This is a genomic window from Curvibacter microcysteis (assembly GCF_028649455.1).
GTDB lineage: Bacteria > Pseudomonadota > Gammaproteobacteria > Burkholderiales > Burkholderiaceae_C > Curvibacter > Curvibacter microcysteis.
Window position 1 is genome coordinate 616557 of record NZ_JAQSIO010000003.1, and the last position, 24985, is coordinate 641541.

23 protein-coding genes are annotated in these 24985 nt (G+C 65.9%); 10 read left to right on the forward strand and 13 right to left on the reverse strand.

Going from position 1 to position 24985, the window contains the following annotated elements; genetic code table 11:
• Positions 1-30 precede the first annotated feature (30 nt).
• The 5 genes from PSQ39_RS11375 (at position 31) to PSQ39_RS11395 (ending at position 3598) form a co-directional block, all read left to right on the forward strand.
• Positions 31-1506: a protein adenylyltransferase SelO gene (locus PSQ39_RS11375; protein WP_273926881.1), complete on the forward strand. Its 1476-nt coding sequence runs from the start codon at positions 31-33 to the stop codon at positions 1504-1506.
• Entirely contained in the window at positions 1503-1910 is a 408-nt protein-coding gene (gene msrB / locus PSQ39_RS11380; RefSeq protein WP_273926882.1) for a peptide-methionine (R)-S-oxide reductase MsrB, read from the forward strand. The genes PSQ39_RS11375 and msrB overlap by 4 nt, the downstream gene beginning before the upstream one ends.
• Positions 1907-2458 carry a septation protein A gene (locus PSQ39_RS11385; RefSeq protein ID WP_273926883.1) on the forward strand — a complete coding sequence of 184 codons (552 nt, stop codon included), beginning with the start codon at positions 1907-1909 and terminating at the stop codon, positions 2456-2458. The genes msrB and PSQ39_RS11385 overlap by 4 nt, the downstream gene beginning before the upstream one ends.
• Positions 2455-2742: a BolA family protein gene (locus PSQ39_RS11390; RefSeq protein WP_273926884.1), complete on the forward strand. Its 288-nt coding sequence runs from the start codon at positions 2455-2457 to the stop codon at positions 2740-2742. The genes PSQ39_RS11385 and PSQ39_RS11390 overlap by 4 nt, the downstream gene beginning before the upstream one ends.
• Before the next feature lie 70 nt (positions 2743-2812).
• Complete coding sequence (locus PSQ39_RS11395; RefSeq protein ID WP_273926885.1) at positions 2813-3598, forward strand: foldase protein PrsA; 786 nt, start codon at positions 2813-2815, stop codon at positions 3596-3598.
• A gap of 86 nt (positions 3599-3684) precedes the next feature.
• Here PSQ39_RS11395 and PSQ39_RS11400 read toward each other — a convergent pair whose 3' ends face one another.
• Positions 3685-4425 (reverse strand): heparan-alpha-glucosaminide N-acetyltransferase, encoded by a 741-nt coding sequence (locus PSQ39_RS11400; protein ID WP_273926886.1) that lies wholly within the window; start codon positions 4423-4425, stop codon positions 3685-3687.
• Between the two features lie 92 nt (positions 4426-4517).
• Here PSQ39_RS11400 and PSQ39_RS11405 point away from each other — a divergent pair, with 92 nt between their 5' ends.
• The gene (locus PSQ39_RS11405; RefSeq protein WP_273926887.1) at positions 4518-5372 is read left to right on the forward strand and encodes a metal-dependent hydrolase; all 855 of its coding nucleotides are present in this window, start codon (positions 4518-4520) and stop codon (positions 5370-5372) included.
• A 159-nt stretch (positions 5373-5531) separates the two neighbouring features.
• Positions 5532-5993 (forward strand): universal stress protein, encoded by a 462-nt coding sequence (locus tag PSQ39_RS11410; RefSeq protein ID WP_273926888.1) that lies wholly within the window; start codon positions 5532-5534, stop codon positions 5991-5993.
• A 37-nt stretch (positions 5994-6030) separates the two neighbouring features.
• On the opposite strand, the gene PSQ39_RS11415 is transcribed toward PSQ39_RS11410, so the two are convergent.
• The 3 genes from PSQ39_RS11415 to PSQ39_RS11425 all read right to left on the reverse strand — a co-directional run bounded on the left by PSQ39_RS11415 (position 6031) and on the right by PSQ39_RS11425 (position 7974).
• Positions 6031-6747 carry a Crp/Fnr family transcriptional regulator gene (locus PSQ39_RS11415; protein WP_273926890.1) on the reverse strand — a complete coding sequence of 239 codons (717 nt, stop codon included), beginning with the start codon at positions 6745-6747 and terminating at the stop codon, positions 6031-6033.
• 111 nt (positions 6748-6858) lie between these two features.
• On the reverse strand, positions 6859-7281 hold the full coding sequence (arfB, locus tag PSQ39_RS11420) for an alternative ribosome rescue aminoacyl-tRNA hydrolase ArfB (RefSeq protein ID WP_273926891.1): 423 nt from the start codon (positions 7279-7281) through the stop codon (positions 6859-6861).
• Between the two features lie 60 nt (positions 7282-7341).
• A complete protein-coding gene (locus tag PSQ39_RS11425) occupies positions 7342-7974 on the reverse strand; it encodes a flavin reductase family protein (RefSeq protein WP_409242020.1) in 633 nt (210 codons plus the stop codon).
• Positions 7975-8218: 244 nt separating this feature from the next.
• On the opposite strand from PSQ39_RS11425, the gene PSQ39_RS11430 reads away from it, so the two are divergent.
• Positions 8219-8572, forward strand: a complete 354-nt coding sequence (locus PSQ39_RS11430; protein ID WP_273926893.1) for a hypothetical protein — start codon at positions 8219-8221, stop codon at positions 8570-8572.
• Positions 8573-8608: 36 nt separating this feature from the next.
• On the opposite strand, the gene PSQ39_RS11435 is transcribed toward PSQ39_RS11430, so the two are convergent.
• The 7 genes from PSQ39_RS11435 to PSQ39_RS11465 all read right to left on the reverse strand — a co-directional run bounded on the left by PSQ39_RS11435 (position 8609) and on the right by PSQ39_RS11465 (position 17369).
• The gene (locus tag PSQ39_RS11435; protein ID WP_273926894.1) at positions 8609-9598 is read right to left on the reverse strand and encodes an LD-carboxypeptidase; all 990 of its coding nucleotides are present in this window, start codon (positions 9596-9598) and stop codon (positions 8609-8611) included.
• Positions 9599-9703: 105 nt separating this feature from the next.
• Entirely contained in the window at positions 9704-11092 is a 1389-nt protein-coding gene (tadA, locus tag PSQ39_RS11440) for a tRNA adenosine(34) deaminase TadA (RefSeq protein WP_273926956.1), read from the reverse strand.
• 65 nt (positions 11093-11157) lie between these two features.
• The gene (locus PSQ39_RS11445; RefSeq protein ID WP_273926895.1) at positions 11158-11436 is read right to left on the reverse strand and encodes a hypothetical protein; all 279 of its coding nucleotides are present in this window, start codon (positions 11434-11436) and stop codon (positions 11158-11160) included.
• A 123-nt stretch (positions 11437-11559) separates the two neighbouring features.
• Positions 11560-13029, reverse strand: a complete 1470-nt coding sequence (locus tag PSQ39_RS11450; RefSeq protein ID WP_273926896.1) for an efflux transporter outer membrane subunit — start codon at positions 13027-13029, stop codon at positions 11560-11562.
• Positions 13030-13067: 38 nt separating this feature from the next.
• A complete protein-coding gene (locus PSQ39_RS11455; RefSeq protein ID WP_273926897.1) occupies positions 13068-15131 on the reverse strand; it encodes a MacB family efflux pump subunit in 2064 nt (687 codons plus the stop codon).
• Positions 15132-15147: 16 nt separating this feature from the next.
• Positions 15148-16368 (reverse strand): efflux RND transporter periplasmic adaptor subunit, encoded by a 1221-nt coding sequence (locus tag PSQ39_RS11460; protein WP_273926898.1) that lies wholly within the window; start codon positions 16366-16368, stop codon positions 15148-15150.
• 125 nt (positions 16369-16493) lie between these two features.
• The gene (locus PSQ39_RS11465; protein ID WP_273926899.1) at positions 16494-17369 is read right to left on the reverse strand and encodes a restriction endonuclease; all 876 of its coding nucleotides are present in this window, start codon (positions 17367-17369) and stop codon (positions 16494-16496) included.
• A gap of 284 nt (positions 17370-17653) precedes the next feature.
• Between PSQ39_RS11465 and PSQ39_RS11470 the strand changes: the two genes are divergently transcribed.
• Both PSQ39_RS11470 and PSQ39_RS11475 read left to right on the forward strand, forming a co-directional pair.
• Positions 17654-18493: a hypothetical protein gene (locus PSQ39_RS11470; RefSeq protein WP_273926900.1), complete on the forward strand. Its 840-nt coding sequence runs from the start codon at positions 17654-17656 to the stop codon at positions 18491-18493.
• A gap of 247 nt (positions 18494-18740) precedes the next feature.
• Positions 18741-20045 (forward strand): MFS transporter, encoded by a 1305-nt coding sequence (locus tag PSQ39_RS11475; protein WP_273926901.1) that lies wholly within the window; start codon positions 18741-18743, stop codon positions 20043-20045.
• 44 nt (positions 20046-20089) lie between these two features.
• On the opposite strand, the gene PSQ39_RS11480 is transcribed toward PSQ39_RS11475, so the two are convergent.
• Both PSQ39_RS11480 and sbcD read right to left on the reverse strand, forming a co-directional pair.
• On the reverse strand, positions 20090-23575 hold the full coding sequence (locus tag PSQ39_RS11480) for an AAA family ATPase (RefSeq protein ID WP_273926902.1): 3486 nt from the start codon (positions 23573-23575) through the stop codon (positions 20090-20092).
• Positions 23572-24867 carry an exonuclease subunit SbcD gene (sbcD, locus tag PSQ39_RS11485; protein ID WP_273926903.1) on the reverse strand — a complete coding sequence of 432 codons (1296 nt, stop codon included), beginning with the start codon at positions 24865-24867 and terminating at the stop codon, positions 23572-23574. The genes PSQ39_RS11480 and sbcD overlap by 4 nt, the downstream gene beginning before the upstream one ends.
• Positions 24868-24985: the final 118 nt, after the last annotated feature.

Here is a 24985-nt window from a genome sequence, read left to right on the forward strand (position 1 = left end):
AGGCCATTGGCGCTGCAGGACAATCCGACCATGACCGACACCGTGACACCCCCTGCCAGCGCCGAAGCGGCCACGCCCACGGCCTGGCCCAGCCGCCTGGCTGACTTGGGCCCGGCCTTCTTCACCCACCTCCAACCCACGCCACTGCCCCAAGCCCATTGGGTGGCGCACAGCCCCGCCGTGGCGCGCAGCCTGGGCCTGGACCCGGACTGGCTGGCATCGGAAGAGGCCTTGCAAGTCCTCATCGGCAACGCCTTGCTCCCGGGCATGAAGCCTCTGGCCAGCGTCTACAGCGGGCACCAGTTCGGCGTGTGGGCCGGGCAACTGGGTGATGGCCGCGCCATTTTGTTGGGCGAGACCCCCGCCGGCCATGAGCTGCAACTCAAGGGCAGCGGCCGCACCCCTTACTCGCGCGGTGGTGACGGCCGGGCCGTGTTGCGTTCCAGCATCCGTGAGTTTTTATGCAGCGAGGCCATGCATGGCCTGGGCATTCCGACCTCTCGGGCTTTGAGCGTGATCGGCTCTCCCGCGCCGGTGCGCCGTGAAACCATCGAGACCGCGGCGGTCGTGGCACGCAGTGCGCCCAGTTTCATCCGCTTCGGCCATTTCGAGCACTTTGCGGCCCGCAACGACCTGGTGTCGTTGCGCCAATTGGCTGATCAGGTCATGGACCAGCATTTCCCCGCGTGCCGCACGCACCCGCGCTGGCCGGGGCAGCCCTACGCCGCCCTGCTGGAAGCGGTGAGCGAACGCACAGCCCATCTGCTGGCCCAGTGGCAGGCAGTGGGCTTTTGCCATGGCGTGATGAACACCGACAACATGAGCATCCTGGGCCTGACCCTGGACTACGGGCCGTTTCAATTTCTGGACGGCTTTGACCCGGGCCATGTCTGCAACCACAGCGACACCCAGGGCCGCTACGCCCACAACAAACAGCCCAACATCGCCTACTGGAACCTGTTCTGCCTCGCCCAAGCCCTGCTGCCCTTGATTGGCGAAGAAGACACCGCCGTGGCCGCGCTGGAATCTTACAAAACGGTGTATCCCGCCGCCTTCGAGGCCTGCCTGCGCGCCAAGCTGGGTTGGCACCAAGGCGCGCAAGGCGACACCGAACTGATCGAGACCCTGCTGCAAATGCTGGCCCGCCACCGGGTGGACTACACCATCTTCTGGCGCCGTTTGAGCCACGCCGTGGCCAGCGGCGACTTTGAGCCGGTGCGTGACCTGATCCTGGACCGAGCCGCCTTTGACGACTGGCGCCAACGCTACCTGGCCCGCGCCCAGGCCCCGGACGCCGCGCTGATGCTGCGCAGCAACCCCAAGTTCGTTTTGCGCAACCATTTGGGCGAGCAGGCCATTCGCAAGGCCCAGAATCAGGACTTTTCGGAGGTGCAGACCTTGCTGAAACTGCTGGAGCGCCCATTTGAGGAGCATCCCGGCTTTGAGGCCTATGCCGACTTCCCGCCCGACTGGGCTTCTTCCATCGAAATCAGCTGTTCATCATGAAAATCCACAAGACCGATGCCGAATGGCAAGCCGAACTGGCCGCGAAAGGCGCTGAACCTGGCGCCTTCCAGATCACCCGCCGAGCAGCCACGGAGCGCCCCTTCACCGGCAAGTACGAAGCCCATTGGGCCGATGGCAGCTACCACTGCATCTGCTGCGGCCACAAGCTGTTTGATTCGGCGACCAAGTTCGACGCCGGCTGCGGCTGGCCCAGCTTCTACCAGGCCGCTGAAGCCGGCGCGATCGAAGAGATCGTGGACCGCAGCCACGGCATGGTCCGCACCGAAACGGTTTGTGCACAATGCGGGGCTCACCTGGGCCATGTCTTTGAAGACGGCCCAGCCCCCACGGGTCTGCGCTATTGCATGAACTCGGCCTCGCTCAACTTTGAAGCTCAAGAATGAAGCTGCTCCTCGATTTTTTCCCGATCATCCTGTTCTTTGCCGCCTTCAAGTACGCCGGTATCTATGTGGCCACAGGCATCGCCATCGTTGCCACCATCGCCCAGATCGCCTACCTGCGCTTCAAGACCGGTAAGGTGGAACCCATGCAGTGGATCAGCCTGGGCGTGATCGTGCTGTTTGGCGGCGCCACGCTGATCTCGCACAACGACACGTTCATCAAATGGAAGCCCACCGTGCTGTACTGGCTGATGGGCTCGGCCCTGCTGCTGGGGCAGTTGCTGTTCCGCAAGAACCTGCTCAAGACCTTGATGGGCGCGCAAATGCAAATGCCCGACGAGGCCTGGCGCCTGGCCAACTGGAGCTGGGTGGCGTTTTTTGCCGCCATGGGCTGCCTCAACCTGTGGGTGGCCTACAACTTCGACACCGACACCTGGGTCAACTTCAAGTTGTTCGGCGGCATGGGTCTGATGTTTGTCTTTGTCATCGGCCAAGCCCTTTTCCTGTCGCGCTACATGAAGGGCGACGATCAAGCCAAGGCCCCCGAATGACCCAGCAAGCCCCTCAAGTGGGTCTGGGCGTCACGGCCCCGGCCCTCCATGCCCGGCTGCAAGCCGTGCTGCAAACCACCGCCTTGGAGGTGCTCGACGAAAGCGCGGCCCATGCCGGCCATGTCGGCGCCAACGGCAGCGGTTTTGGCACCCATTTCCGGGTGCGCATTGCCAGTCCCGCATTTACGGGCTGTTCACGCGTGGCACAGCATCGCCTTGTGTATGATGCGCTGCGAGATTTCATGGACCAGGGCTTGCACGCCATCGCCATTGAAGTGCTTTGAACGCCCGCAAGGCTTGTCATTCCATCGGGTTGAGACAACCCACCATCTCCGGATTTTCTGAGGAACAAGGATGAAGAAACTGTGTCTGGGCAGCGTTGCTGCTGCTGTTATCGCCGTCACGCTGGCCCTGCCCGCATCGGCTCAAAACATCGCCATCGTGAACGGCAAGGCTGTTCCGAAATCCCGCGCTGACGCGCTGGCTCTGCAAGTGACCCGCTCGGGCCGCCCAGTGACGCCTGAACTCGAAGGCCAAATCAAGGAAGAAGTGATCGCTCGCGAGATCTTCATGCAAGAAGCCCAGAAGTGGAGCCTGGACACCAGCGACGAGTACAAGACCCAACTCGAACTGGCCCGTCAGACCATCCTGATCCGTGAACTGTTCTCCGAATACCAAAAGAAGAACCCCGTCACCGACGAAGAAGTCAAGGCGGAGTACGACAAGTTCGTGGCGGCCAACGGCGGCAAGGAATACAAGGCTCGCCACATCCTGGTCGAGAAGGAAAGCGACGCCAAGGACATCATCGCCCGCCTGAAGAAGGGTGCGAAGTTCGAAGACATCGCCAAGAAGCAATCCAAGGACCCCGGTTCGGGCGCCAAGGGGGGTGATCTGGATTGGGCCAACCCAGGCAACTACGTGAAGGAATTCACCGAAGCCCTGCTCAAGCTCAACAAGGGCCAAACCACCGACGCACCGGTGCAAAGCCAGTTCGGTTGGCACGTCATCCGCCTGGACGATGTGCGCCAAGCCCAACTGCCCAAGTTCGACGAAGTGAAGCCGCAAATCGCCCAGCAACTGCAACAGCAAAAGCTGTCCAAGTTCCAGGAAGACCTGCGCGCCAAGGCCAAGGTCGAGTAATCGGTTCTTGCCTCGTGAAAAGCGGCCCTCGGGCCGCTTTTTTCATGCCCGCTCACGGGGCCGCAGGGGCTCTCCAGCCCAGGGCTTCAGGTCTGGCAGGCACGCCAGGCCATCAAGGCGCCCAGCATCACTGGCTGATGCAGCATGTACCAACTCAGGCTGTGCCGGCCACACCAGGCCAAGACCTGCGTCAGCCCCCCGCCTTGCCAGGCCATCAGGCGGGGTTGGCGACGCAGCAGCCACTGCCCCACCGCCAGGCCCCACAACATCACAGCCAGCCAGGGCAGCACGGGCACATAGTCCTCGGTGACGGGCTTGTGCGCGATCAGCCCGAGCACATTGAAGGGCTTGGCGTCCAGCCAGGCCAGCGCGGGCCAGGTCTGGTGCAGCGCTTCGGCGCCCCAGCCTGCGGCCAGCGCCAGGGCCCCCAAGGGCCACAGCCAGGCACCCCGGCCGGCGATGAGGCGTGCCACGATCAACATCACCGCCAAGCCGTGCAGCACCCCGAAGTAAATGAAGCTGTTGGGAAACATCCACCAGGACCCCAGGCTGACCAGGCACGCACACCCCGCCACCTGCACCCAGCGACGCCCGAACCGGCGCCAGGTCTGGCCCTGCGCCACCGCCACCGACTGCCCCAGGCCGGCGCACAGCAGAAACAGGCTCACGATCAGTGTGCGCTGCACGGTCCAGAACGGATCCTGAAGAAAGTTCTGCCGGATCCAGCCCAGGTGATTGAGGTCATACGCGAAGTGGTAGGCCGTCATCCACCACAGGGCCAGGCCCCGCAGGGCATCAATCGCTTGCAAACGCGGGCTTGATTTCATGGGCGAAGTGTAGGGGCATGGCGGGCCCCGATTGACGACCGGAGGATGGCCCGTTTCAATGGGCGGTCAACAACCCACCCAGAGACACCACCATGCGACTGCTTGATTGCCTAGCCTCCACCCGCACCCTGACCCGCCGCCTGCTCCTGGGGGCTGCCCTGTTAGGCGCTGCAGGCCTCGCAGCTGCCCAAGGCACGGGCAAGACCGAGGTGCTGTGGCTGGGGCAAGCGGCGGCACGCGTCACCACGCCGGGCGGCAAGGTCATCATGATCGACCCCTGGCTGACCTCCAACCCCAAGACCCCGGCCGACTTCAAGAAGCTCGAAGCCCTGGGCAAGATCGACCTGATCCTGGTCACACACGGCCACTTCGACCACTTCGCCGACGCCCCCGCGCTGGCCCAAATGCACAAGGCGCCCATGTATGGCCCCGCTGGCATGAACCAAAGCATCACCTCGCTGGGGATCCTGCCCGTCGAGCTGGCCCCGCGGTTCGGCAAGGGCGGCACCATCAGTCCCTTTGGCGCCGGGGGCGTGAAGATCACGGCGGTGCATGCCGAGCACTCGTCCGAGGTGGTCTGGAAGAACCCCGCCACCAACAAGGATGAAACCCATGTCGGCGGAGAACCGGTCGGCTTCATCCTGGAGATGGAAAACGGCTTCAAGATCTGGCACATGGGCGATACCGCCGTGTTTGGTGACATGGCCTTGATTGGCCGCATGTACAAGCCCGACCTGGTGCTGATCCCCATTGGCGGCCACTTCGTCATGAACCCGGCCGACGCCGCCATGGCCGTGCGCGACATGATCAAGCCCCGCTACGCCTTGCCCATCCACTACGGCACCACCCCGGTGCTGCGCGGCACGCCAGCCGAATTCAAAGAGGCCCTGGGCCAAGGAGGCGCCCAGATGCTGGTGGTCGAGCCGGGCCAGAAAGTCGAGTTCTAAGCCGCATCGCCAGGGCACCAGGCCGGCTCCGGCTTGGTGCCCTGAGATGGATCAAGAAGACCGCCGCTGGCGGTCTTCTTTGCTTGGGGCTGGGGTGGGTGCAGGCGTATATTGAAACCCCAGGGCGCCCTTGCCCTGTGGACCTTCGAAAGGACTTCCATGCACATCCTCCTGCCCCTGGACGGCTCCGAGCTGTCACTCGAAGCGGTGCACTTTGCCATCCGCCTCGCCCACGAAGGTTTGCAAGCGCATCTGCTGCTGGCCAATGTGCAGTCGCCCGCCAGCTTGTATGAGTTGGTGCAGGCCCCCGACCCCCAGGTCATTGACGAGATTGCCCATGCCGCTGGCCAGCACGCGCTGGAGAAGGCCCAGGCCTTGCTGCACGCGGCCGGCGTGCCCCACCACTGCGAGGTGGTCACCGGCGAGCCGGTCGTGGCTTTGCTTGATTTGATTGAGCTCAAGCGCTGCACCCTGGTGATCATGGCTGGCCACGGCAAGAGCCTGCTGCGTACCGTGCTGGAGGGATCGGTCTCGCATGAGCTCTTGCAGGCCTCACCCGTGCCCGTGCTGATCGTCAAGCCGCCAGAGACCGAGGCGGAGGTCGCGGATCTGATCCCGTGAGCGCTGCAGAAACCCAGCACCGGCAGGCCGCAGAGCTTCAGCCCCCCTGGCACACCGCTTGAAGCCGCGCGGCGTCCAGCAGGCGGTAAGCGCGACCTTGCCGATCGAGGGAGGCCAGCACGCCATCGCGCACCAGGGCGCTGACCTCGCGGCTCACGGTTTCGAGCTTCAGGTCCAGCATGGCGCCCATGTCCTCGCGCCGAAACAGCTGCAGCTCGGCACCGTCCTGGGATTGGGCCATCTTGGCGACCAGGTGGGCGACCCGCTGCCGCGCACTGCCAAAGTTGAGCTCGGCCAGCCAATCGTCCGCCGCCTTGAGAGCCCCCTGCCATTTCGCCATCAATCGGCCATGCAGGCGGGGCGACTGGGCCGCCAGGCTGTGCAGCACCTCCAGCGGAATGCGGCACACAGCCACTTCGCTGAGCGCAACCGCCTCGCTGTCAAAACGAGGGGAGGCCAATGCTTCCAGCCCCGCCACATCGCCGGGCTGCACGAGGCGCACGATGCGCTCGCGCCCATCGGGTGTGGCCCGCACCAGCTTGAGCATGCCTCGGCGCAAGGTGAACAGACCCTGAGCTGCCTGCCCTTCGCGGTAGAGCACCTGCCCTGGCTGGTACAGCAGGTCGTCAATCGGGGCGTGGATCAGAGAAAAGTCACGCTCATCCAGCTCGGCAAACAAAGCCATGTCACGGATGCCGCAGCCGCGGCAATCCGAAGTGCCGCGCCAAGCGGATTCAGTTTGGATGGGGATCATGGGAGACAAACGCACTCACTCGGGGACTGAATCAAACCACCATTGTCCACCCTGCACCGCCCTGGCCTGAGCGCCCTGACAAGTCCTTCGTCGCCGGTGAAGCATCGAGGCTCAATCGGCGTGGCCAACCCGGGCGCGCTGTTGTTTGACCTGCGCACGGGAGGACTTGCCATCCAGTCGCCGCAGCTGCGAGCCCCGCGTGGGCCGCGTCGCCTTGCGCACTTTGGGCAGGCGCGACACGCTGTCTACCAAGGCCTGAAGGCGTCGTAAGGCGTCTTGCCGATTGAAATCTTGGCTGCGACTGGTCTGGGCCTTGATGACCACCACGCCTTCGCTGCTGATGCGCTGGTCGTTCAGGGCCAGCAGGCGGGCCTTGATGTCCTCGGGCAAAGACGAGCTGGGAATGGCATAACGCAGGTGCACCGCGCTTGACACCTTGTTGACGTTCTGGCCGCCCGCCCCCTGGGCACGGATGGCGCTGAACTCGACCTCGTCTTCGAGGACTGGAAACAAGGTGGTGGCGTTGGAACCCATGCGCGCATTGTGCCTGGGCTGCGAACGGCGTCCGGGTGGTGCCGGCCCCCTGCGGCGGGCTCAGCGCGGACGGTAAAGCTTGAACAGCTGCTCGGGGCCGATGCGGAAGTAGTCGCCCGGCCCGCCGGCACGCAGCACGATGCCGGCCCCGGCGGTGTCAAAAATGCCGTCCTTGAGCAGGCGTTGATCGATGTGCACGGCCACTACCTCGCCCAACACCAGCCAGCTTGGCACGGTCTCACCCGCCGCGGTTTGCAAGGGGATCAGCTGGGTCAGTTTGCACTCGAAGCTGACCGGGCTCTCCGCTACCCGGGGCACCTGGATCAGGCGCGACGGCGCAGGCGTCAGGCCGGCCAAATCGAACTCGCTCACCTCCGGCGGCACCGCGGCGCAGCTTTGATTCATGGCCTCGACCAGGGGCTGGGTGACCAGGTTCCAGGCGAATTCACCTGTCTGCTCGATGTTGCGCACCGTGTCCTTGTACCCAATGCTCGAAAAACCCACGATGGGCGGCACGTAGTTGAGGGCATTGAAGAAGCTGTAAGGCGCTAAGTTCAGCTGCCCCTGGGCCGAGCGGCTGGAGATCCAGCCGATGGGGCGCGGCCCCACGATGGCGTTGAAGGGGTCATGGGGCAAACCGTGCCCCAGGCGGGGCTCGTAAAAATGGGTGGAATCGGACACCGTGGGCTCCATCAAAGAGGGGCTGACGATACCGTGCCCTGTGGGGGATCGGTTGTCGCCTATGCAATGGCCCACCAGCGAGGGGGGGAAGTCATCAATCGATTTATCAGACCTATCAGACTTAGGTCATGAATCCTTCACATGTCAATGATTCAATGTCTTTTTTACGCACTGTTGCGGCTTATGCCCATTGCAGTGTGCGGAATTCCACATTAATGTCTTTCTTTTAACCCGCGCACACTCTTGGTGCTTCTCAATGAATTGGTTCCGATCCGCAGTTCGAAGTGGTTTTCAGGCCTTGCGTCCAGGCAGCTCCGCGGCCTCCCAGCCCAAGCGTGAAGCCCGCCTGGAGGCTTTGCGCCAAGCCATGCTGAGCTGCCTGGGTCAACCCACGGACAACCTCGCCGCCCAGGTGCAACAACGCATCCGCTTCTCGGCCGACCCCGACAGCCTGTGGTACCTGCGGGGTGATTTGCTCCATGTCCTGGCGGCCCAGCAAGGCGAAGTCCTGGCACGCCGCCAGCTCAGCCAGCTGACCCCTTTGTTTGACGGTCTGCTGCCCCGCGCCATGACGCAGGGACAAAAAAACGGGCGCGAAGCCCGTCATTGACCCCCCCAGGCCCCGCCTAGAGGCCTGGCAGTCCACTCAGCGCAGGTGGCCCCAGAACAGCAGGGCATCGCGCTCATCCACCGACAGCGACACCGACGCCCCGACGGGCAACAACACCTTGGTCGCCACATGGCCAAATGGCAGGCCGGTCAACACGGGCACCTTGGTCTGCGTGCGCAGCCACTGCACCACGGTGTCGAACTTGAAGCCCTTGTCGTGTGGGGTCAGGCGGTAATCGGTGAACTGACCCAGCAGAATGGCTTTTTGCCGGTCCAGCACGCCCGCGTGCAGCAGCTGGGTCAGCAAGCGCTCGATGCGGTAGGGGTGCTCGTTGACATCCTCCAAAAAGAGCACGCCGCCCTTGGGGTTGGGCAGGTAGGGCGTGCCCACCAGGGAGGCCAGCACCGCCAAATTGCCCCCCCAGAGCTGGGCCTTCTTCAGGTCAAACGGGGCGACGCCGGGCAAGGCTGCCGCAGCGCTGCCTTTGCGCGGACGCGGCAGCTCCCAGCCAGCCCCTTCGCCGTGGCCGGTGAACAAATCATCCAGGCAGGCCAGCATGATGTCATCGGGCTCCTCTTCGGTGCCCAGGTCGGCCCCCAGCGCCGGGCCGGACCACGTGATGGCGCCGGTCTTGGCGAGCAAAGCGTTTTGAAACGCCGTGAAGTCGCTCAGGCCGACAAACTCGGTCCCTTTTTCAACCGCCTTGGCCAGGGCCTTGTAGGGCAAACGGGGCAGCAAGCGGGTCAGGCCATAGCCCCCTCGCGAAATCAGGGCGATGTCCGCGCCGCTGGCGGCTGCCCGCGCGATCGCGGCCAAACGGGTCTCGTCGTCCCCGGCAAAGCGCATGTGGCCCGCCAAGGCGGCGCTGTCGACCTCGACCTGGTGGCCCAAGGCTTTGAGGCGCGCGATGCCACGCTTGAACGCGGCCTTGTCGCGCACCGCGCTGGAGGGCGAAAAGATGTAGATGTGCTTGGGGCCGTGGTGGTGGCCGCACTGGGCGTGGTCGTGGTCGTGCTGGTCGGACAAGGTGTTGACCCGCCAGGCCTTGCGCCCGGCGGCTCCAAAAAATGGACAAAAAATCAGCTGGCGTGGGGCCCTCGGTCTGCCAGCAGACCCGGGCCGGCTGGCGGCTCAATCCCCGAAGTATTCCACAGCCCGGCGGGCAATGGGTTCGCCGTGCTCCTGCACGAAGTGGCCCGCCTCGGGCAGCACCCAAGGCTCGGGGCAGCCGCGGATCTGTTCACGCAGCGCCTGCATCACCGGCAGACCCAGGACGGGGTCGGCCGCGCCCACCACCATCAGGCTGCGGCCCTGCCAGCGATCACGCCAAAAGGCCTGGGCCTGCCGCGAGACCTCCGCGCCCTCGGCCTCAGGCCCGTCGGGCACCAGCGGCGGGAAGGCCTGCAAAGCCGCGCGGTGGCCCCGGTCCGGAAAGGGGGCCTGGTAGGCCGCACATTCGCCCGCGCTGAGTTGGGGGTTGCCCCGACCGAGCAGGCGCCCCACGTCGTACAGGGGTTGGCGCCGGCACCAGTCGCGCCAGGCGATGAAGCCCTTGGACAAAGGCACCTCCCCGGTGGCCAACAAGGTGTTCATGACCAGCAGGCCTTGGTAGCGCGCCGTGGCAGCCATCGGCAAGGTCAGGCCCAGGATGCCGCCCCAGTCCTGGACCACCAGCACGACGCGCTGCAAGTCCAGCCGCTCGATCAACTCCAGCAACACCTGGCGGTGCCAGGCAAAGGCGTGGGCCGACGGCTTTTTGGGCTTGTCACTGCGGCCAAAACCCGGCAAGTCAGGGGCCACCACACGGTGGCCCGCCGCCAGCCAGACTGGCAGCATCTTGCGGTATAGGTAGCTCCAGGCCGGGTTGCCATGCAAGCACAACCAGGTGATGGGCGCATCGCGCGGCCCCTCATCCAGGTAGTGCAGGCGCAGGCCTGCCAGGGCGGGCAGGTCGCTCACGTAGTGCGGGGCCCAGGGGTAGCCGGGCAGCTGGGCAAACAAGGCGTCGGCAGGGCGCACGGCGTCGTCGCGCAGCGGGTGGGCGGCACGGGCGCGTTCGCGCTGGTCGGCGCGCCGCTGGCGGAAGAAGTCCTGCAACAGCGCCCCGCATTCGGCCTCGGCCACGCCGCCATGGACCTGGGTCTGGTGGTTCAGTTGGGGCTGGTCAAACAGGTTGAGCACCGAGCCGGCCGCCCCGGTCTTGGCTTCGCGGGCGCCGTACACCACCCGGGCCACCCGGGCATTCAACAAGGCGCCGCTGCACATGGCGCAGGGCTCCAGGGTCACGTACAGGGTGCAGCCTTCCAAGCGGTAATTGCCCAGTGCAGCAGCGCCCTCCCGCAAGGCCTGCACTTCTGCGTGGGCGGTGGGGTCGTGCGATGCAATCGGCTGGTTGCGGCCTCGGCCAATGACCTGCCCGTCCTTGACCAGCACTGCCCCGACCGGTACCTCGCCGGCGTGTGCGGCGTCGCGCGCCAGGGCCAAGGCTTCTTGCATGAAGGCGTGGTCACACGCTTCCATGGCACCGGCCTCGGGGAGGATTCCACCGCTGGCAGGCTGGTCTGAGGGGGACATCCGGGGATCACTCATGGGTCTTCGCCCGTGGGCCGGGGTGTTTGCACCGCCGACTCCAAGGCCTGGCGGAACTGTTGCACCTGCTGCTGCGGCGCCAAGCCTGGGTTCGCCGCCCCTGCAGCGCCTGCGGCGGGGGCCGCTTGCAGGGCCGGCGTGGCGGGAACAGCCGCCGTCAGCTGCTTCTTCACCAGCAGCCCGACCAGGCCCAGGGCCAGCAGCAAGGCGATCAAGCCAAGACCGGCGCGCACCTCAGCGCCCCCGCCCGGAGGATCGATGTCCTGCGCTCGCAAGGCGTTTGTCTGGGCGGTGCTGAAGGATCAAAGGCAAATTGAACATGGGCAGAGGTGATGAGCGTCGCTGTATTTTGCCCTGCTGGCAGAGCGCTCAGGGCCGACCAGGACGACATCGCCCCTTCAAGTCGCGCCCCCGCCCAGGGCCAGTGACAGGCTGACCTGGTTGCGCAGCTGCAGCAACTGGTTCTGCGCCCAAGCCACTTCGGCGGCTCGTCGGGTTTCTTGGGCGTCCAGCCACAGGCTCAGCGCCACGGCGCCCTGGCGGTAGCGCACTTCGTACAGCTGCTCGCTGCGCTGGCTGGCCAGCAAGGCGCCTGCCAAGGCTTCGCCCTGGCGGGCCAGGCTTTGGCGCGCGCTCAAGGTGTTTTCGACGTCGCCCAAGGCGGTGTACAGGGTCTGCCGAAAGCTCACCGCCGCGCTTTCGTAATTTGTGCGCGCGATCGCGTTGTTGAGCTTTTGAGTGTTGAACTGCAAAAACGGCAAGCTCAGGCCCGCCCCCAACAAGGCATAGGGGTTGGCCAGCACGCTGCCCAGCGCGGCGCTGCTGCCCCCCAAAGCGCCCGTGAGGGTGAGTGGGGGGTAGTAGCTGGCCGCGGTGGCCTGGGCGCTGGCCAGGCTCTCGCGCAGCCGCATTTCGGCCGCGCGCAAATCGGGCCGCCGGGCCAACACCTGCACGGGCAGATCCGGGGCCACGGCGGGCATGGCCTGAGTCGGCAATTGGGCCGGCTCCTGCGGCAGCAGCTGGGCCAGGGTGGCGTCACCAGGGGCCGCATCAAACAACAGGGCCAAGGTGGTGCGGGCTTCCAGGCGCTGTTGCTCCAGATCGGTCAAGGTGGCGCGCTGGCTCAGCACACTGCGCTCGGCTTCGCTGGTTTCCAGGGCCGACACCGCGCCGGCGCGGTACTGCGCGCCAATCAGGTCGCGGGTGCGTTCGGCATAGGCCACGCTTTGCATGGCGCTGCGGATGCGCTGGTTGAGGTAGGCGATCTGCCAGTACTGGCGCACCACCGTGCCCGTCAGGCTCAGGGCGGTGTTTTGTCGGTCTTGCTCGGTGGCCTGGGCCTCCCAGTCGGCCACCTCGCTGAGCCGGGCCAAGCGGCCCCACAAATCGACCTCGTAGCTGACGGTGAGGTTGGCGCTGCTGCTGCGGGTGCTGCCAGAGGAGGTGCTGCCGCCGCTGTCCAAGGCGCGCTGGTTCTGGCTGCTGAGTCCAGCACTCACGCCGGGCACCTGGTTGCGCTGCGCGAGTTGGGACTGCAATTGGGCGCGCCGCAGCTTCAAGGCGGCCACCGCCAAGTCGGTGTTGCGTGCCAGGGCGGTGTTGACCAGGGCGTTGAGCTGGGGGTCGCCAAACGCCGTCCACCAGGGCTCCAGGGGCTGGCCCGAGGCACTTGGGGCCAGGGCCGCATCGGGCGCAAGCAGCGCCCCGCCCTGCCCCCATTGCGTGGGCAAAGCCGTGCTGGGAGCGGGCGCCACACTGGGCAGGCTGCTGCAGGCGCTGAGGCTCCAGGCCAGCGCCCAAATCAACGCACGGGGCCGCCAGCGCAACTCGGTGCGGGTCGGGGTCAAAGAACGGGGGTGATCAGTCATGGAAATGCATTGCTCTGGCGGTGGGGTGGGCACAGGCCTCAATCACGGGCCAAGGCTTCAATCGGGTTGAGTCGGGCGGCGGCGCGCGCCGGCAGGAAGCCAAACACCACGCCAATCAGGGTGGAACAGACAAAGGCGGCGGCCATGGCCGTGGGCGAAAACGCGATCGTGAAGTTGCTGCTGAAATGGGTGAACAAGGCGCCAAAGCTCAAGGCGGCCAAGATGCCCAGCACCCCGCCAATCAGGCAAACCAGCACGGCTTCGATCAGAAACTGCTGCTGGATGTCGCTTTGCCGAGCCCCCACCGCCATGCGAACCCCAATCTCCCCGGTGCGCTCGGTGACACTGACCAGCATGATGTTCATCACGCCGATGCCGCCCACGATCAACGAAATCACCGCAATCGAGGACACCAGCAGGGTCAAGGTGCGGGTGGTGTTCTCAATGGTCTGGCGGATGCTGTCCGTGTTGAGCACATAAAAATCGACCCGGCCGTGGCGCCGTTCCATCAACTGGTTGATACCCTGCTCGGCGGCCGCCATGGGCGTGCCGTCGTCCACCCGCACGGTGATGCTGCGCAGGTAGCCCTGACCCATCAAGCGGCGCATGGCCGTGGTGTAGGGCACATACACATTGAGGCTTTCGGCATTGGGGCCGAAGCTGTCACGCTTGGCGGTGACGCCCACCACCGCCACGGGCATGCTGCCCAGCAGCAGCACCTGGCCCACCGGGTCGGTGTTGGGGAAGAGTTTTTTGCGCGCGTTCTCGTCGATCACCGCGACCTGGGCAATGCCCTGCACCGCCGCTGATCCAAAGGCCGTGCCCTGGGCCAGGGCCAGGCCTTTGACGCGGAAGTACTGCTCGCCCACACCACTGACTTGCACCGAGGCATCCACATTGCCGAAGCGCGCGGTCAGCGCGCTTTGCACATTGGGCGTCACGCTGTCGACATAGCTTTGCTCGCTCAAGGCGTCGGCGTCTTCAGGGCGCAGGGTCTGAATGCGGGCCGAGCGCGGGTCGCCAAAGCTGGTGCCCGAGTACACGTCGATGGTGTTGGTGCCGATGGCGCTGATGTTGGCCAGCACCTTTTGCCGCGAGCCCTCACCCAAGGCCACCACGGACACCACCGAGGCGATGCCGATGATGATGCCCAGCATGGTCAGCAAGGTGCGCAGCCGATGTGCGTTCATGGCCAGCAAGGCCATCTGAAAGGCCTCGCTGAAGCGGTCTGCCCACTGGCCCCAGGCCGCCCAACGCCCTGTGGGGCGGGGACGGGGCGCCGCAGACCAGGCCCGGTCATCCGCAAGGGCTGAAGCCAGTGAGGCCCGTCGGGTGTCTTGTAGTGCTTCGCCCGTTGGGTCTGGCGTGTTCACGCGGTCAGACACCACCACACCATCGCGCAGTTCGACAATGCGGCGTGCATGGCGCGCCACTTTCAGGTCATGGGTGACCAGGATGATGGTGTGGCCCTGTGCGTTGAGCTCGCCGAGGATCTTCATCACCTCGGCGCCAGACTGGGTGTCCAGGGCCCCGGTGGGCTCGTCGGCCAGGATCACGCTGCCGCCGTTCATGAGGGCCCGCGCAATCGACACCCGCTGCTGCTGGCCGCCTGAGAGCTTGCCGGGCACATGGTCGGTGCGACCCGCCAGGCCCAAGCGCTCCAGCAGGGCCAAAGCCCGGGCCTTGCGCTGGGAACGCCCATGGCCGGCATAAATCGCGGGCACCTCGACATTGGCGGCCGCCGACAAATCGCCCAGCAGGTGGTAGCGCTGGAAGATGAAGCCAAAGTGCTCGCGCCGCAGCGCCGCCAACTCGTCCGCCTGCAGGCTGCCCACCTCGCGACCGGCAATGCGGTAATGACCCCGGCTGGGCTGGTCCAGGCAGCCGATCAGGTTCATCAGCGTCGACTTGCCCGAGCCGGATTGGCCGACGATGGCGATCATCTCGCCAGCGGCCACGTCGAGCTGGATGTCCTTGAGCACCGCCAGGGTGCCCTCGCCCACCGTGAACTCACGCCAGACGCCCTGCAAGGACAGCAAGGGCCGCAGGTCCTTGTCGTCAGGCTTTGCCGTGCTGTGCAGGGGCTCGGAGGCCACGTTCATCGCTTCTGGCCCCATCTCACATCCCTGGTGGCGGGCGCATGCCACCACCCTGCGCCGGGCCAGGCGCATTGGCCGAGGCCTGGCCCAAGACCACCTTGTCGCCCTCGTTCAGGCCTTCAAGCACCTCGGCCGTGATGTTGTTGTTGATGCCCACGCGGATGGGGCGGGGCTGCACCTGACCGTCGGCGCCCAGCACCTTGACCAGGTAACGGCCATCCGGCTGGCGTGCACTGAGCGCGCCCACCGGCACGGTCAATGCGCCCTTGGCCTGGCCGCGCACGATGCTGACCATGGCCGTCATCGAGATGCGCAGCTTGTTGTCGGGGTTGGGCACGTCGAACAAGCCGTTGTAATAGATGGCTGTCGCGCTGGTGGTGGAGCTGGTGCTGGACGAGCTGCTGGAACTGGTGCTGCTGCTGGTGGTGATGCTGTCGGTGGCCGGCTCGATGGTGCGCAAGGTGGTTTCGTAGCGCCGCTCGGGTTCACCCAGGATGGTGAAATACACGCGCTGGCCTGGCTTCACGCTGGTCACATCGGCCTCAGAGATGGAGGCTTTGACCGTCATGGTGTCCACCTTGGCGACGATGATGATGGTGGGCGTGGCTTGGTTGGCATTGACGGTGGTGCCCTCCTCGGTCACGACCGCCACCACTTGGCCGTCGATGGGCGAGGCGATGCGGGTGTAGCCCAGGTTGACGCGGGCCGTGTCCACCACCACCTTGGCCTGTTCGAGTTGAGCCCGCAGGGCCTCGACACTGGCCAGGCTGGTTTTGTAGCTGGCCAGGGCGGCCTCCAGGTCGGCTTGGGAGCTGGCCTCTGAAGCCCGCATCTGCTGCTGCCGCTTCAGCGCCAGTTCGGCTTGGTTCAAGGTGGCTTCTGCCGAGCGCAGCTGGGCCACCACGCTGGCCTGCGCCGCCTCGGCATTGCGCAAGGTGTTTTGCTGCGTCAGCGAGTCGATCTCGGCCACCAACTGGCCCTTGCTCACGGTGTCGCCCAGCTTGACCTTGAGCGATCGCACCTGGCCTGACACCTGGGCGCCAACACTGACCTGGCGATAGGCCTTGAGCGTGCCATTGGCCAACACCGTGTCTTCGATGTCGGCCCGGCGCACGGGGGCGGTGATGTAAGCAGGCGCCGCCGGAGGGGCGAAAAAGAGTTTTTGAGCACCGAAGATCACGGCACCCAGCAAGGCCACCCCCAGGACGGGGCGCACCCAGCGCTTGGCTTCTATGGACATGAATTCCCAACAAAAAAGGCTGCTGGGAGTTTGGCAGCAGCATTTGACCGCCTCACGGCGGTTTGGTCGCCTGTTTGTAAAGTTGCAGAGCCCGGATGCGGGCTGGCAGAGTCCTGCTCAAGGCCTCAGGCCATCGGACGGCGGCCGGAACAGACCGGAAAACCGGCACAACCCCAGTAGGCTTCGCCACTGCGCGGCCCCTGCAGCTCATGGCGACGCAGCATGGGACGGCTGCATTGCGGGCAGGTGGGGCGCGGCGGCAGGCTCAGCCGGCGCACCCCTGGCAGGTTCTGGGTGGGCGGCAAACGCCTGATGTCCTGGCTGGGCGGCGGCACGTTCCGTGGGGGCCCCAGGCGTTCGGCCTCGTAGTCCCGCAGCAGCTGCTGCAAGGCGGCGCCGTCGAGCAAGGTGATGGCGCGGCTGCTGGCATAGGCCTTGGCGGCCGGGGTGAAGGCGCCAGTGGTGAAGGCCAGCCCCCCTTCGGCCCCGATGCCATCCATGAGGAATTGAAGCTCACGCAAGACCTCCACACCGACCTTCAAGGACCGCCATTGCTGGGCGTGGAAGATGTATTTCTCGCCCTCCGACCACATGACCCATTGGCTGCCCTCGTCCAGCCCGGAACTGTGCTCGTAGCCTTGCAGCGCATAGAGGCGAATCAACAGCACCTCCACCTCACGAGGGCGCAAGCGCACCAGCGCCTCGGTGTTGGGGTCACGCACCAAGGCGGCCAATTGCCGTTGTCGCCGCTGCCGCCCCCAAAAAGACAGTGCGGCCAGCAGCAAGCCCAACAAGGGCAAGGCCTGCATGAACCATGCGCCCCAGCCTTCCGCATGACGGGCCAGCCATTCGCTGCCAAGCCAGAGGTTTTCGACCGGAACCCCGGTGGCCAAATGAAGCGCCGCCGCTGACAGCAAGGTGAACAAGATGCCCACTGGCCAAGGCAGCACTGCAGCGCGATCCGCCCAGCGATGAAACAAAGCCACAGGGGGGCTGAACATGGTTTGGAAGAGAGAAGGTAGGCTGGGGGTTGAATCCGGTGGGTCCACCGGAGACGGGTGTTAATGATACATATGAATACATCGGTATCCATATGCCACTTATCGAACAGAGTTGGCTTTCTGCCGAACGGCTTATAGGATCGCCAAGGGGTCGCGATAGCAAGGGCCCAAGCCTCACCGCCGTGGCTGGGGCTGAGCCCGACGCGCCTGCAACGCCTCCAGCCCAGGCATCACCCGCATCGCATCCCCTGCGGTGCCCTGTTTTCAAACAGAAGAGACCGACCATGCGCCAACCCATCCTTTTTTGTTTGAGCGTGCTGCTGCTGAGCAGCGCACAGGCCTTCATGCCCCAAGCCGGGGTTTGGATCGTGACGGCGGAAGAAAACGGCAAACCCGGGCGGGGCATGGGCATCGACGTGCAAAACGACATCTTTGCCATGCAGGTCTATGCCTACGACGACGATGGACGCCCCTCTTTCTTCACCGCTGTGGGCGCGTTGGCGGACAACCAGATCAGCACCGAGATGATGCGCCACGAGGGGGGCCCGTCCTTTGCCAGCGGCCCGCGCCAAGCGGTCACCGTGGGATCGGTGGGGCGTGTGTCACTGCGCTTCACCGATGCTTTGAGCGGCTTTGTGACCTTCCCGGGCGAGATGGAGAAAGCCATTTCACGCCTGAACTTTGGTTACGCAGCGACAGCAGAGAACCTCAAAGGCGCCTGGGTGCTGACCACCTACACCCCCGAGGGCTGGGTGGCGGAGGTCCCTCTGCTGCAGGTCACCCAATCCTCCGGCACCAACGGCAACGGCCTGGTGGCCAGTGCCGACGGCCGCTATGGCTGCGAAAACCAAATCTCAGGCGCTTACGCGGGCAGCGTTTTGTGCGTCAAGTTGAACGCTCAAAACGCCTTGGAAAAAACCTATGTGTTCAAGAACAGCGTCAACGAAGGGGATGGCAATTGGTGGCCCGCTGGCAGCAACGTGGGCTATTCGCTGTACGTGAGGCGATTGGTAAGCGCCTCCACCAGCTTCACCGGGCAACTGCGCAACCAGTTAGCGACAGCGGGCGTGTCGGCCATACAGGCCCACCTCAATGCCTTGGGGGCTCAAGCGGCCGCGCGCTGAGGGCGGCGCTCGAAGTCAAGCGTCAGCGCGCAGAAGGTAGTCACACCCGCCACTCGGTCAGAGACTAGGGAAAACCCTATACTCTCACCCTCCCCTGTGCCCGCCCTCTGCTCCCGGGTCGTGTCGCCATCGCCGACGCTGACCCGCCCATGCACCCCACCCCGGTGCTGTTGAACAGACCAGGCGCCCCCGCAAGACCTGCGGGCGGCTGTCGCACCTTGTTTGTTCCGACACCCTAGCCTTCTCCATGACCGCACTCAACCCGACGCTGGCGGCGGCGCCCAGCCGTCCGCTCACCCGTTCCGACTACCAAACGCTGGCCCTGTCTGCCTTGGGCGGCACGCTGGAGTTTTACGACTTCGTCATCTACGTCTTTTTTGCCGCTGTCATCGGCGGTCTGTTCTTCCCGGTGGACATGCCAGACTGGCTGCGACAGCTGCAGACCTTTGGCATTTTTGCCGCCGGCTACCTGGCCCGCCCGGTGGGCGGCATCATCATTGCCCACTTTGGCGACAAGCTGGGCCGCAAGCGCATGTTCTCGCTGAGCATCTTCCTGATGGCCATGCCGACCCTGGTGATCGGCCTGTTGCCCACCTACGCCAGCATTGGCGTGGCCGCGCCCTTGCTGCTGCTGGCCATGCGTGTGCTGCAAGGCGCTGCGATTGGCGGCGAGATGCCCGGGGCCTGGGTGTTTGTGGCCGAACATGTCCCGGCCAAGCACTACGGCCTGGCCGTGGGCACGCTGACCGCGGGCATCACCGGTGGCATCTTGCTGGGCTCGCTGGTAGCCATTGGGTTGAACCACCAATACAGCCCGGAAGAGGTGAGTGGCTTTGCCTGGCGCCTGCCTTTCATCCTGGGCGGTGTGTTCGGCATGGTGTCGGTCTACCTGCGCCGCTTTCTCCACGAAACCCCCGTCTTCCAGGAACTGGCCGAACGCCGCCATGTGGCCGCCGAGCTGCCCGTCAAAACCGTGCTGCGCGAGCACCGCGCCGCCTGCGTGCTGGTGGGCCTGCTGACCTGGGTGCTGTCGGCCGCGATCGTGGTGGTCGTGCTGATCACGCCCAACTACCTGCAAAAGGTGCACCACCTGCCGGCCACCCTGGCCCTGGAAGCCAATGCCGTGGCCACCCTGATGCTGACCCTGGGCTGCGTGCTCGTGGGCTGGGCCAACGACCGCTTTGGCACGCGCCCCGTCATGCTGGTGGGCTTTGCCGGCCTGTTGCTGAGCAGCGCTCTTTTCTACACCAGCCTGCCGGGCACACCCAGCAGCCTGGTCTGGCATTACGGCCTGACGGGCTTGTTTGTGGGCATCATCGCCATCGTGCCCATCGTGGGGGTGCGGGCCTTCCCGGCGCCGGTGCGCTTCACCGGCTTGTCCTTTGCCTACAACATGGCGTACGCGATTTTTGGCGGCCTGACCCCCATCATCCTGACCACCTGGCTGCAAAAAGACGTGCTGGCCCCAGCCTATTACGTGGGCGCGTTGGCTGCACTGGGCTTTGCCCTGGGCTGGCTGCCGATGTCGCGCCGGGGCTTCGTGGCGCGCTGAAGCCCACCACGCGGGCCGGGCGCCCTGCCCGGCCCAGCCCGCGCTCAGATGCGCAACCGGGAGTGGCCAATGCCACTGACCTTCTCAACCCGAATCTGTGCCGGGATGCGCTCCTTCAGGCCCTCCACGTGGCTGATGACGCCAATCATCTTGCCGCTGGCATTCAAGCTGTCCAGCGCGTTCAGGGCGATGTCCAGGGTGTCGCCATCGAGGGTTCCAAAGCCCTCGTCAAGGAACAGCGAGTCGATCGAGGTCTTGTGGCTGACCAGATCGGACAAGGCCAGGGCCAAGGCCAGGCTGACCAGGAAGCTCTCCCCCCCCGACAGCGTGCGGGTGTCGCGCGCGACTTCGCCCTGCCAGGTGTCGACGATGTCCAGCTCCAATTCGCCCGAGCCCTTGCGCCGCAGCAGGTAGCGCCCATGCAGGCGCTCCAGGTGCCGGTTGGCCAGGTGCAGCAGGTGGTCCAAAGTCAGGCCTTGGGCGAACCGGCGGAACTTGTCCCCTCGCGCTGAGCCAACCAGGTCGTCCAGGCGCTGCCAAACGTCCACATCCGCGCTCTGCGCTGCCAGTTGCGCCATCAAGGCCTGCTGGCTGTGCCGGCGCTGCGCATCCTGCTCCAGCAAGGCTTTGTGAGCGCCCCAGGCTTCGGTCCAGGTCTGTCGCTGGGCGCTTTGCTGGGCGGCCAGCGCGTCCAACTCGGCCAGGCCCAGTGCGCTGGGGCTCTGCCCCGGGGCTTGGGCTTGAAGCTGCGCAAGCTCGGCCTGGGCCGCCGCCCACAGGGCTTCGGCCTCATGGGCCACACGCTCGGCCTGCGCCAGTTCGGCCTGCCAGGTGCTGCGCTGCGTCTCGGTCAGCAAGGCAGCTTCGTAAGTGCCCTCATCCGCCCAGGGGCTGTCCCGCAGGGCCGTTTGCCAATCGTGATCAAGCTGCTGCACACGGGCCTGGGTTTGGGCCAGGTGCTGTTCCAGCTGGGCTATTTGGCCCTGCAAGCGGGCCAGGTCCTGGGCCAACTCGGCCAACTGCGTGGTGCAGGCCGACAGGGCCCCAGCGGGGTCGGCTTGCTCGGCGGGGCTGAACGCCGTCGGGCCCTGCCCTGGGGCGGGCGTGTCTGCAGAAGCCCGATGCGGGTGAAGTGCTTGCCAGCGCGCCTGCCAAAAAACCAGCAGGGCCTGGGCGGCCTCGCAGGCCTGTTGCTGGCGGATCAGGTCCTGCGCCAGGGCCTGGCGGCGCTGCTCGGCAGCCTGCCAGTCCTGCCACTCCTGCTCACGCTGGGCCAGCCAAGCGGAGGCGTCCTCAGGCCAATCCAGACCTTGGGCCTGGAGCGCCTCGCGCAGGCGGACATCGTGCGCCTCGGCCTGGGCAGCGGCTTGCTGCCAGGCTTGCTGGAGTTCGTCGCATCGGAGCTGCTGGTGCTGCTCGGCCTGGCGGGCCAGTTCCGCCTGGCTGTGCAATGGCTGCCAGGCACGCTGAGCCGCCAGGGCCTGATCGCGGGCTGCATGGGCAGCCTGCTCGCCCTGCTCCAGCGCGTGCAGGCCGGTCAGGTCTTGCTGCGCCAGCCGCTCGGCCTCAGCCAACACGCTGGGCCAGGGAGTCGGGTCGGTCCAGTGAGGAGGCTCGGCGGTCAGGGCGTCGGCCAGGGCCTTCAAGTCATCGCTTGCGGGCCAATCCACCAGGGCCTGCGCAAGCTCTTGGCCGGTTTGCTCTCGCTGGACTTGCCACTGCGCCACCCGGGCCTGCTGGGCGGCCAGGGCGGCGCCGGCACTCTGGCCTTGTTGCTGGCATTGCTCCAGGGCGGTCTGCAGGACCTGCAACTCGGCCTCGGTGCTGCTCACATCCAACGCTTGGTAGGCGGCCACGGCCGGGTGGTCCAGGGCACCGCACAAGGGGCAGGCCTGACCGGGCTGCAGCTGCTGCCGATGCGCCTCCAGGCTGTGAATGCGGCGCTCTTGTTCCAGCAGCTTTTGCTTGTCGGTGACGCGGGACTTGGTCTGGGCGTACTGTTGGCGCAAAGCCTCCAGCGCCTGCTGCAGCGGCAGCAGCTCTGCCTGGCCCTGGGCCCCTTGCTGGGCCAGGCTCTCCTGGCGCGTTTGCAGCGCGCGCAGGCCCTGGGCCAGGGTGCTCAGGCCTTGCCAGTGGCGCAGCCGCTCTTGCCCGGCCTGGGCCCGCTGGCGCCATTGGGCCAGGGTATCGCCCGCCAGTCGCTGTTCGTGCTCGGTGAGCAGCGCTTGCTGGCGGGTCTGGGCCTGCACATGCTGCCGCTCCAACTGGGTCAGTTGTTCATTCAACTTGAGCAGGCTTTGCTGGTGCTGTTGCCAGGTCTGTTGGGCCTGGTCGCGCTGTTGCCCGCGCTGGGCCACGGTGGCCTGGAGCTCCTGACGCTGCGCCAGTTGCCCACGCCAAGCCAGCAGTTGCTCGCCCCACTGGGCCTGCGCGGCGTGCTGATGGCGCCAGTCCGCCAGCGTCTGCAGCGCCCCTTGCGATTGGGCCAGCGCCTGCTGGGCCTGCTGTGCGTTCAACTGGGCCAGGCCCAGCGCGCGGTCGTGGTGTGCCAGCTGCTGTGCGTGGCGTGTCTGGTGTTCCGCCTGGGTGGCTTGCACCGCGGCAAGGCCTTGGACCTGCTGCTGCCGCAGTTGCTGAAGCTCCCGGTACAAGGGCTGAAGGGCTTGGGCGGGCTGGTCTTGGGCCAGGCGTTCCCGCAGGGGCGCCAGCGCTTGCAGGGCCTGCAGGGCCTGATCACGCCGGGCCTGGGCGGCCTGCGCTTGGGCTTGGCTGCGGTCCAGGCCCATGCGCCAATGCCGGGCCTGCTCGGTTTGTTGTGACTCGGTCTGCAGCTGGGCCAGTTGGGCGGCCAGGCGCTCCATGTCCTGCTGCATGGCGCTTTGTTGCTCGGGGCTGAGCAGCTCCATGCCCTCGGCGCGGGCGCGCATCTGCTCGAGCTGCTCCTTGGCCTGGCGCGCCTGGGTGAACACGGCCTCAGAAATCTGGCCGTAAATGTCGGTGCCAGTCAGCTCTTCGAGCAGCTCGGCGCGCTCGTTGGCGCTGGCATTCAGAAAAGCCGCAAAGCCACCCTGGGCCAGCAGCATGGACTTGGTGAAGCGCGCAAAGTCCAGGCCGGTGATGGCTTCGATCTGCTTGAGCTTGTCCTGACTTTGGTTGCTCAGGATGCTGCCATCCCCCTTGGCCAGCTCAACCTTGGCAGCCTGCAAGGCGCCGTCCACTTTGTCGCGGGCGCGGCGCTGGCTCCAAAAGGCGCGGTAGACCTGACCTTGCACCTCAAACTCCACCTCGGCCAGGCAGTCCGCCGTGTGCCGGGTCATGATGTCGTTGGCCGAGGCTGAAATGGTCTTGAGGCGCGGCGTCTCGTGGTACAGCGCCAGGCAGATGGCGTCGAGCAAGGTCGACTTGCCGGCCCCCGTGGGGCCGGTGATGGCGAACAAGCCGTTGTCGCGGAACGGGGGCTGGGTGAAGTCGATCCGCCACTCGCCCTTGAGCGAGTTGAGGTTTTTCAGGCGCAGGCTCAGGATCCTCATGCTGCGCCCTCCTGCAACTGGCTCAGCACCTGCTGGTAGCGCTGGCTCAGCGCCTGCTGCCATTCGGGGCTCAGTTCCTCTTGCTGCAAGCGGCGCGCAAAAACCTCACTGGGGCTCAGTTCGTCCAGGGTTTCACGGGCCTGGGCTTGCAGCCGGGCCGTGGCGGCGCCGCGTTCGCGGCGGATGCGCAGCACTTCCACCGGCAGGCCCTCGGTCAAGGCCTGCAGGCGCTGCGGCAAGTCGCTGAGGTAGTCGTCCTGAGCGACCGTGACCTCCAGCCAGACCGGGCGCTCAGGCGTCCCGGCTTGCGCGGCCTCGACCAAGGCCGGCGTGAGGTCCTCCAGCGTGCCGCGCAGGGCTTGCAAGGGCTGCCACACCGGCACCGCCAAGGGAGTGACGGTGCGCAGGCCGCGTTCGTCCAGGTCGACCAACAGGACCTCCTTGGTCTGGCGTGCTTCGTCAAAGCTCAGGGCCAGGGGCGAGCCGCTGTAGCGGATGTGCTCCAAGCCCCCGACGCGCTGCGGTCGGTGGATGTGGCCCAGCGCGATGTAGTCCGCGCCCGGGAAGGCCCGGGTCGGGAAGGCTTCCAGCGCGCCCACGTAAATCTCTCGCACCGACTCGCTGGCACTGGCGCCGACCGTGGTCAGGTGCCCGGTGGCCAGGATGGGCACGCGCCGGCCGCTGCGGGCCAGCCACTCGGCCTGACGCAGCAAGGCCGCCTGATGGACCGATTCGTAATGGGCCTGAATGGCCTGCTGCAGACCGGCCTGTTTGTCCTCCGCACTTTGGCCGGCCTGGCTTTGCAGCAGGTCACGGGCCCGGATGAAGGGGATGGCGCAGACGATGCAGCCGGGCACGGGGGCCGCGTCCAAGGTCTCAAAGAGGTCCGGCGTGGGGTCGGCCGAAGCGTGGCGTGGCGCCACATGACGCTGGGGCAGCTCAACCAGGGCGTCGGCGGCTTCACCGCGCACCGCCGGCACCACGGTGGCGCCCAAACAGGCCAACAGCGCCTGGTTTTCAGCCAGCATGGCTACCGAGTCGTGGTTGCCCCCCAGCAACAGCAAGGGGACGCCGACCTGGTGCATGCGCACCACCCATTGGCTGTAAAGCTCGCGGGCGTAGCTGGGCGGCGTGCCAGTGTCGAACAGGTCACCGGCCACCAGCACGGCGTCAACCGCGTGGACCTGGACCTGCTGCAGCAGCCAGTCGATCAAGGCCTGGTGCTCAGCCTGCCGGCTCTTGCCCATGAAGTGCTGGCCCAGGTGCCAGTCGGAGGTGTGAAGGATGCGCATGGGCCCCATTACAAAAGGTCAAACAGCGGGTCGGCAAGGACCGGCCCATCGGAGATGCCGGCCAGAAGTGGGCACCTATTGTGGCGCCAGAACGGGCGCTGCCCGGCGAGTTTTGAAG

Coding starts and splice junctions, on each gene's coding strand:
- PSQ39_RS11415 (WP_273926890.1), bottom strand. CDS start 6,747: ATGATCCCCATCCAAACTGAATCCGCTTGGCGCGGCACTTCGGATTGC.
- msrB (WP_273926882.1), top strand. CDS start 1,503: ATGAAAATCCACAAGACCGATGCCGAATGGCAAGCCGAACTGGCCGCG.
- PSQ39_RS11465 (WP_273926899.1), bottom strand. CDS start 17,369: ATGTTCAGCCCCCCTGTGGCTTTGTTTCATCGCTGGGCGGATCGCGCT.
- PSQ39_RS11400 (WP_273926886.1), bottom strand. CDS start 4,425: ATGAAATCAAGCCCGCGTTTGCAAGCGATTGATGCCCTGCGGGGCCTG.
- PSQ39_RS11430 (WP_273926893.1), top strand. CDS start 8,219: ATGAATTGGTTCCGATCCGCAGTTCGAAGTGGTTTTCAGGCCTTGCGT.
- PSQ39_RS11385 (WP_273926883.1), top strand. CDS start 1,907: ATGAAGCTGCTCCTCGATTTTTTCCCGATCATCCTGTTCTTTGCCGCC.
- PSQ39_RS11470 (WP_273926900.1), top strand. CDS start 17,654: ATGCGCCAACCCATCCTTTTTTGTTTGAGCGTGCTGCTGCTGAGCAGC.
- arfB (WP_273926891.1), bottom strand. CDS start 7,281: ATGGGTTCCAACGCCACCACCTTGTTTCCAGTCCTCGAAGACGAGGTC.
- PSQ39_RS11410 (WP_273926888.1), top strand. CDS start 5,532: ATGCACATCCTCCTGCCCCTGGACGGCTCCGAGCTGTCACTCGAAGCG.
- PSQ39_RS11480 (WP_273926902.1), bottom strand. CDS start 23,575: ATGAGGATCCTGAGCCTGCGCCTGAAAAACCTCAACTCGCTCAAGGGC.
- PSQ39_RS11450 (WP_273926896.1), bottom strand. CDS start 13,029: ATGACTGATCACCCCCGTTCTTTGACCCCGACCCGCACCGAGTTGCGC.
- PSQ39_RS11455 (WP_273926897.1), bottom strand. CDS start 15,131: ATGAACGTGGCCTCCGAGCCCCTGCACAGCACGGCAAAGCCTGACGAC.
- PSQ39_RS11405 (WP_273926887.1), top strand. CDS start 4,518: ATGCGACTGCTTGATTGCCTAGCCTCCACCCGCACCCTGACCCGCCGC.
- tadA (WP_273926956.1), bottom strand. CDS start 11,092: ATGGAAGCGTGTGACCACGCCTTCATGCAAGAAGCCTTGGCCCTGGCG.
- PSQ39_RS11460 (WP_273926898.1), bottom strand. CDS start 16,368: ATGTCCATAGAAGCCAAGCGCTGGGTGCGCCCCGTCCTGGGGGTGGCC.
- PSQ39_RS11375 (WP_273926881.1), top strand. CDS start 31: ATGACCGACACCGTGACACCCCCTGCCAGCGCCGAAGCGGCCACGCCC.
- PSQ39_RS11475 (WP_273926901.1), top strand. CDS start 18,741: ATGACCGCACTCAACCCGACGCTGGCGGCGGCGCCCAGCCGTCCGCTC.
- sbcD (WP_273926903.1), bottom strand. CDS start 24,867: ATGCGCATCCTTCACACCTCCGACTGGCACCTGGGCCAGCACTTCATG.
- PSQ39_RS11395 (WP_273926885.1), top strand. CDS start 2,813: ATGAAGAAACTGTGTCTGGGCAGCGTTGCTGCTGCTGTTATCGCCGTC.
- PSQ39_RS11390 (WP_273926884.1), top strand. CDS start 2,455: ATGACCCAGCAAGCCCCTCAAGTGGGTCTGGGCGTCACGGCCCCGGCC.
- PSQ39_RS11425 (WP_409242020.1), bottom strand. CDS start 7,974: ATGGAGCCCACGGTGTCCGATTCCACCCATTTTTACGAGCCCCGCCTG.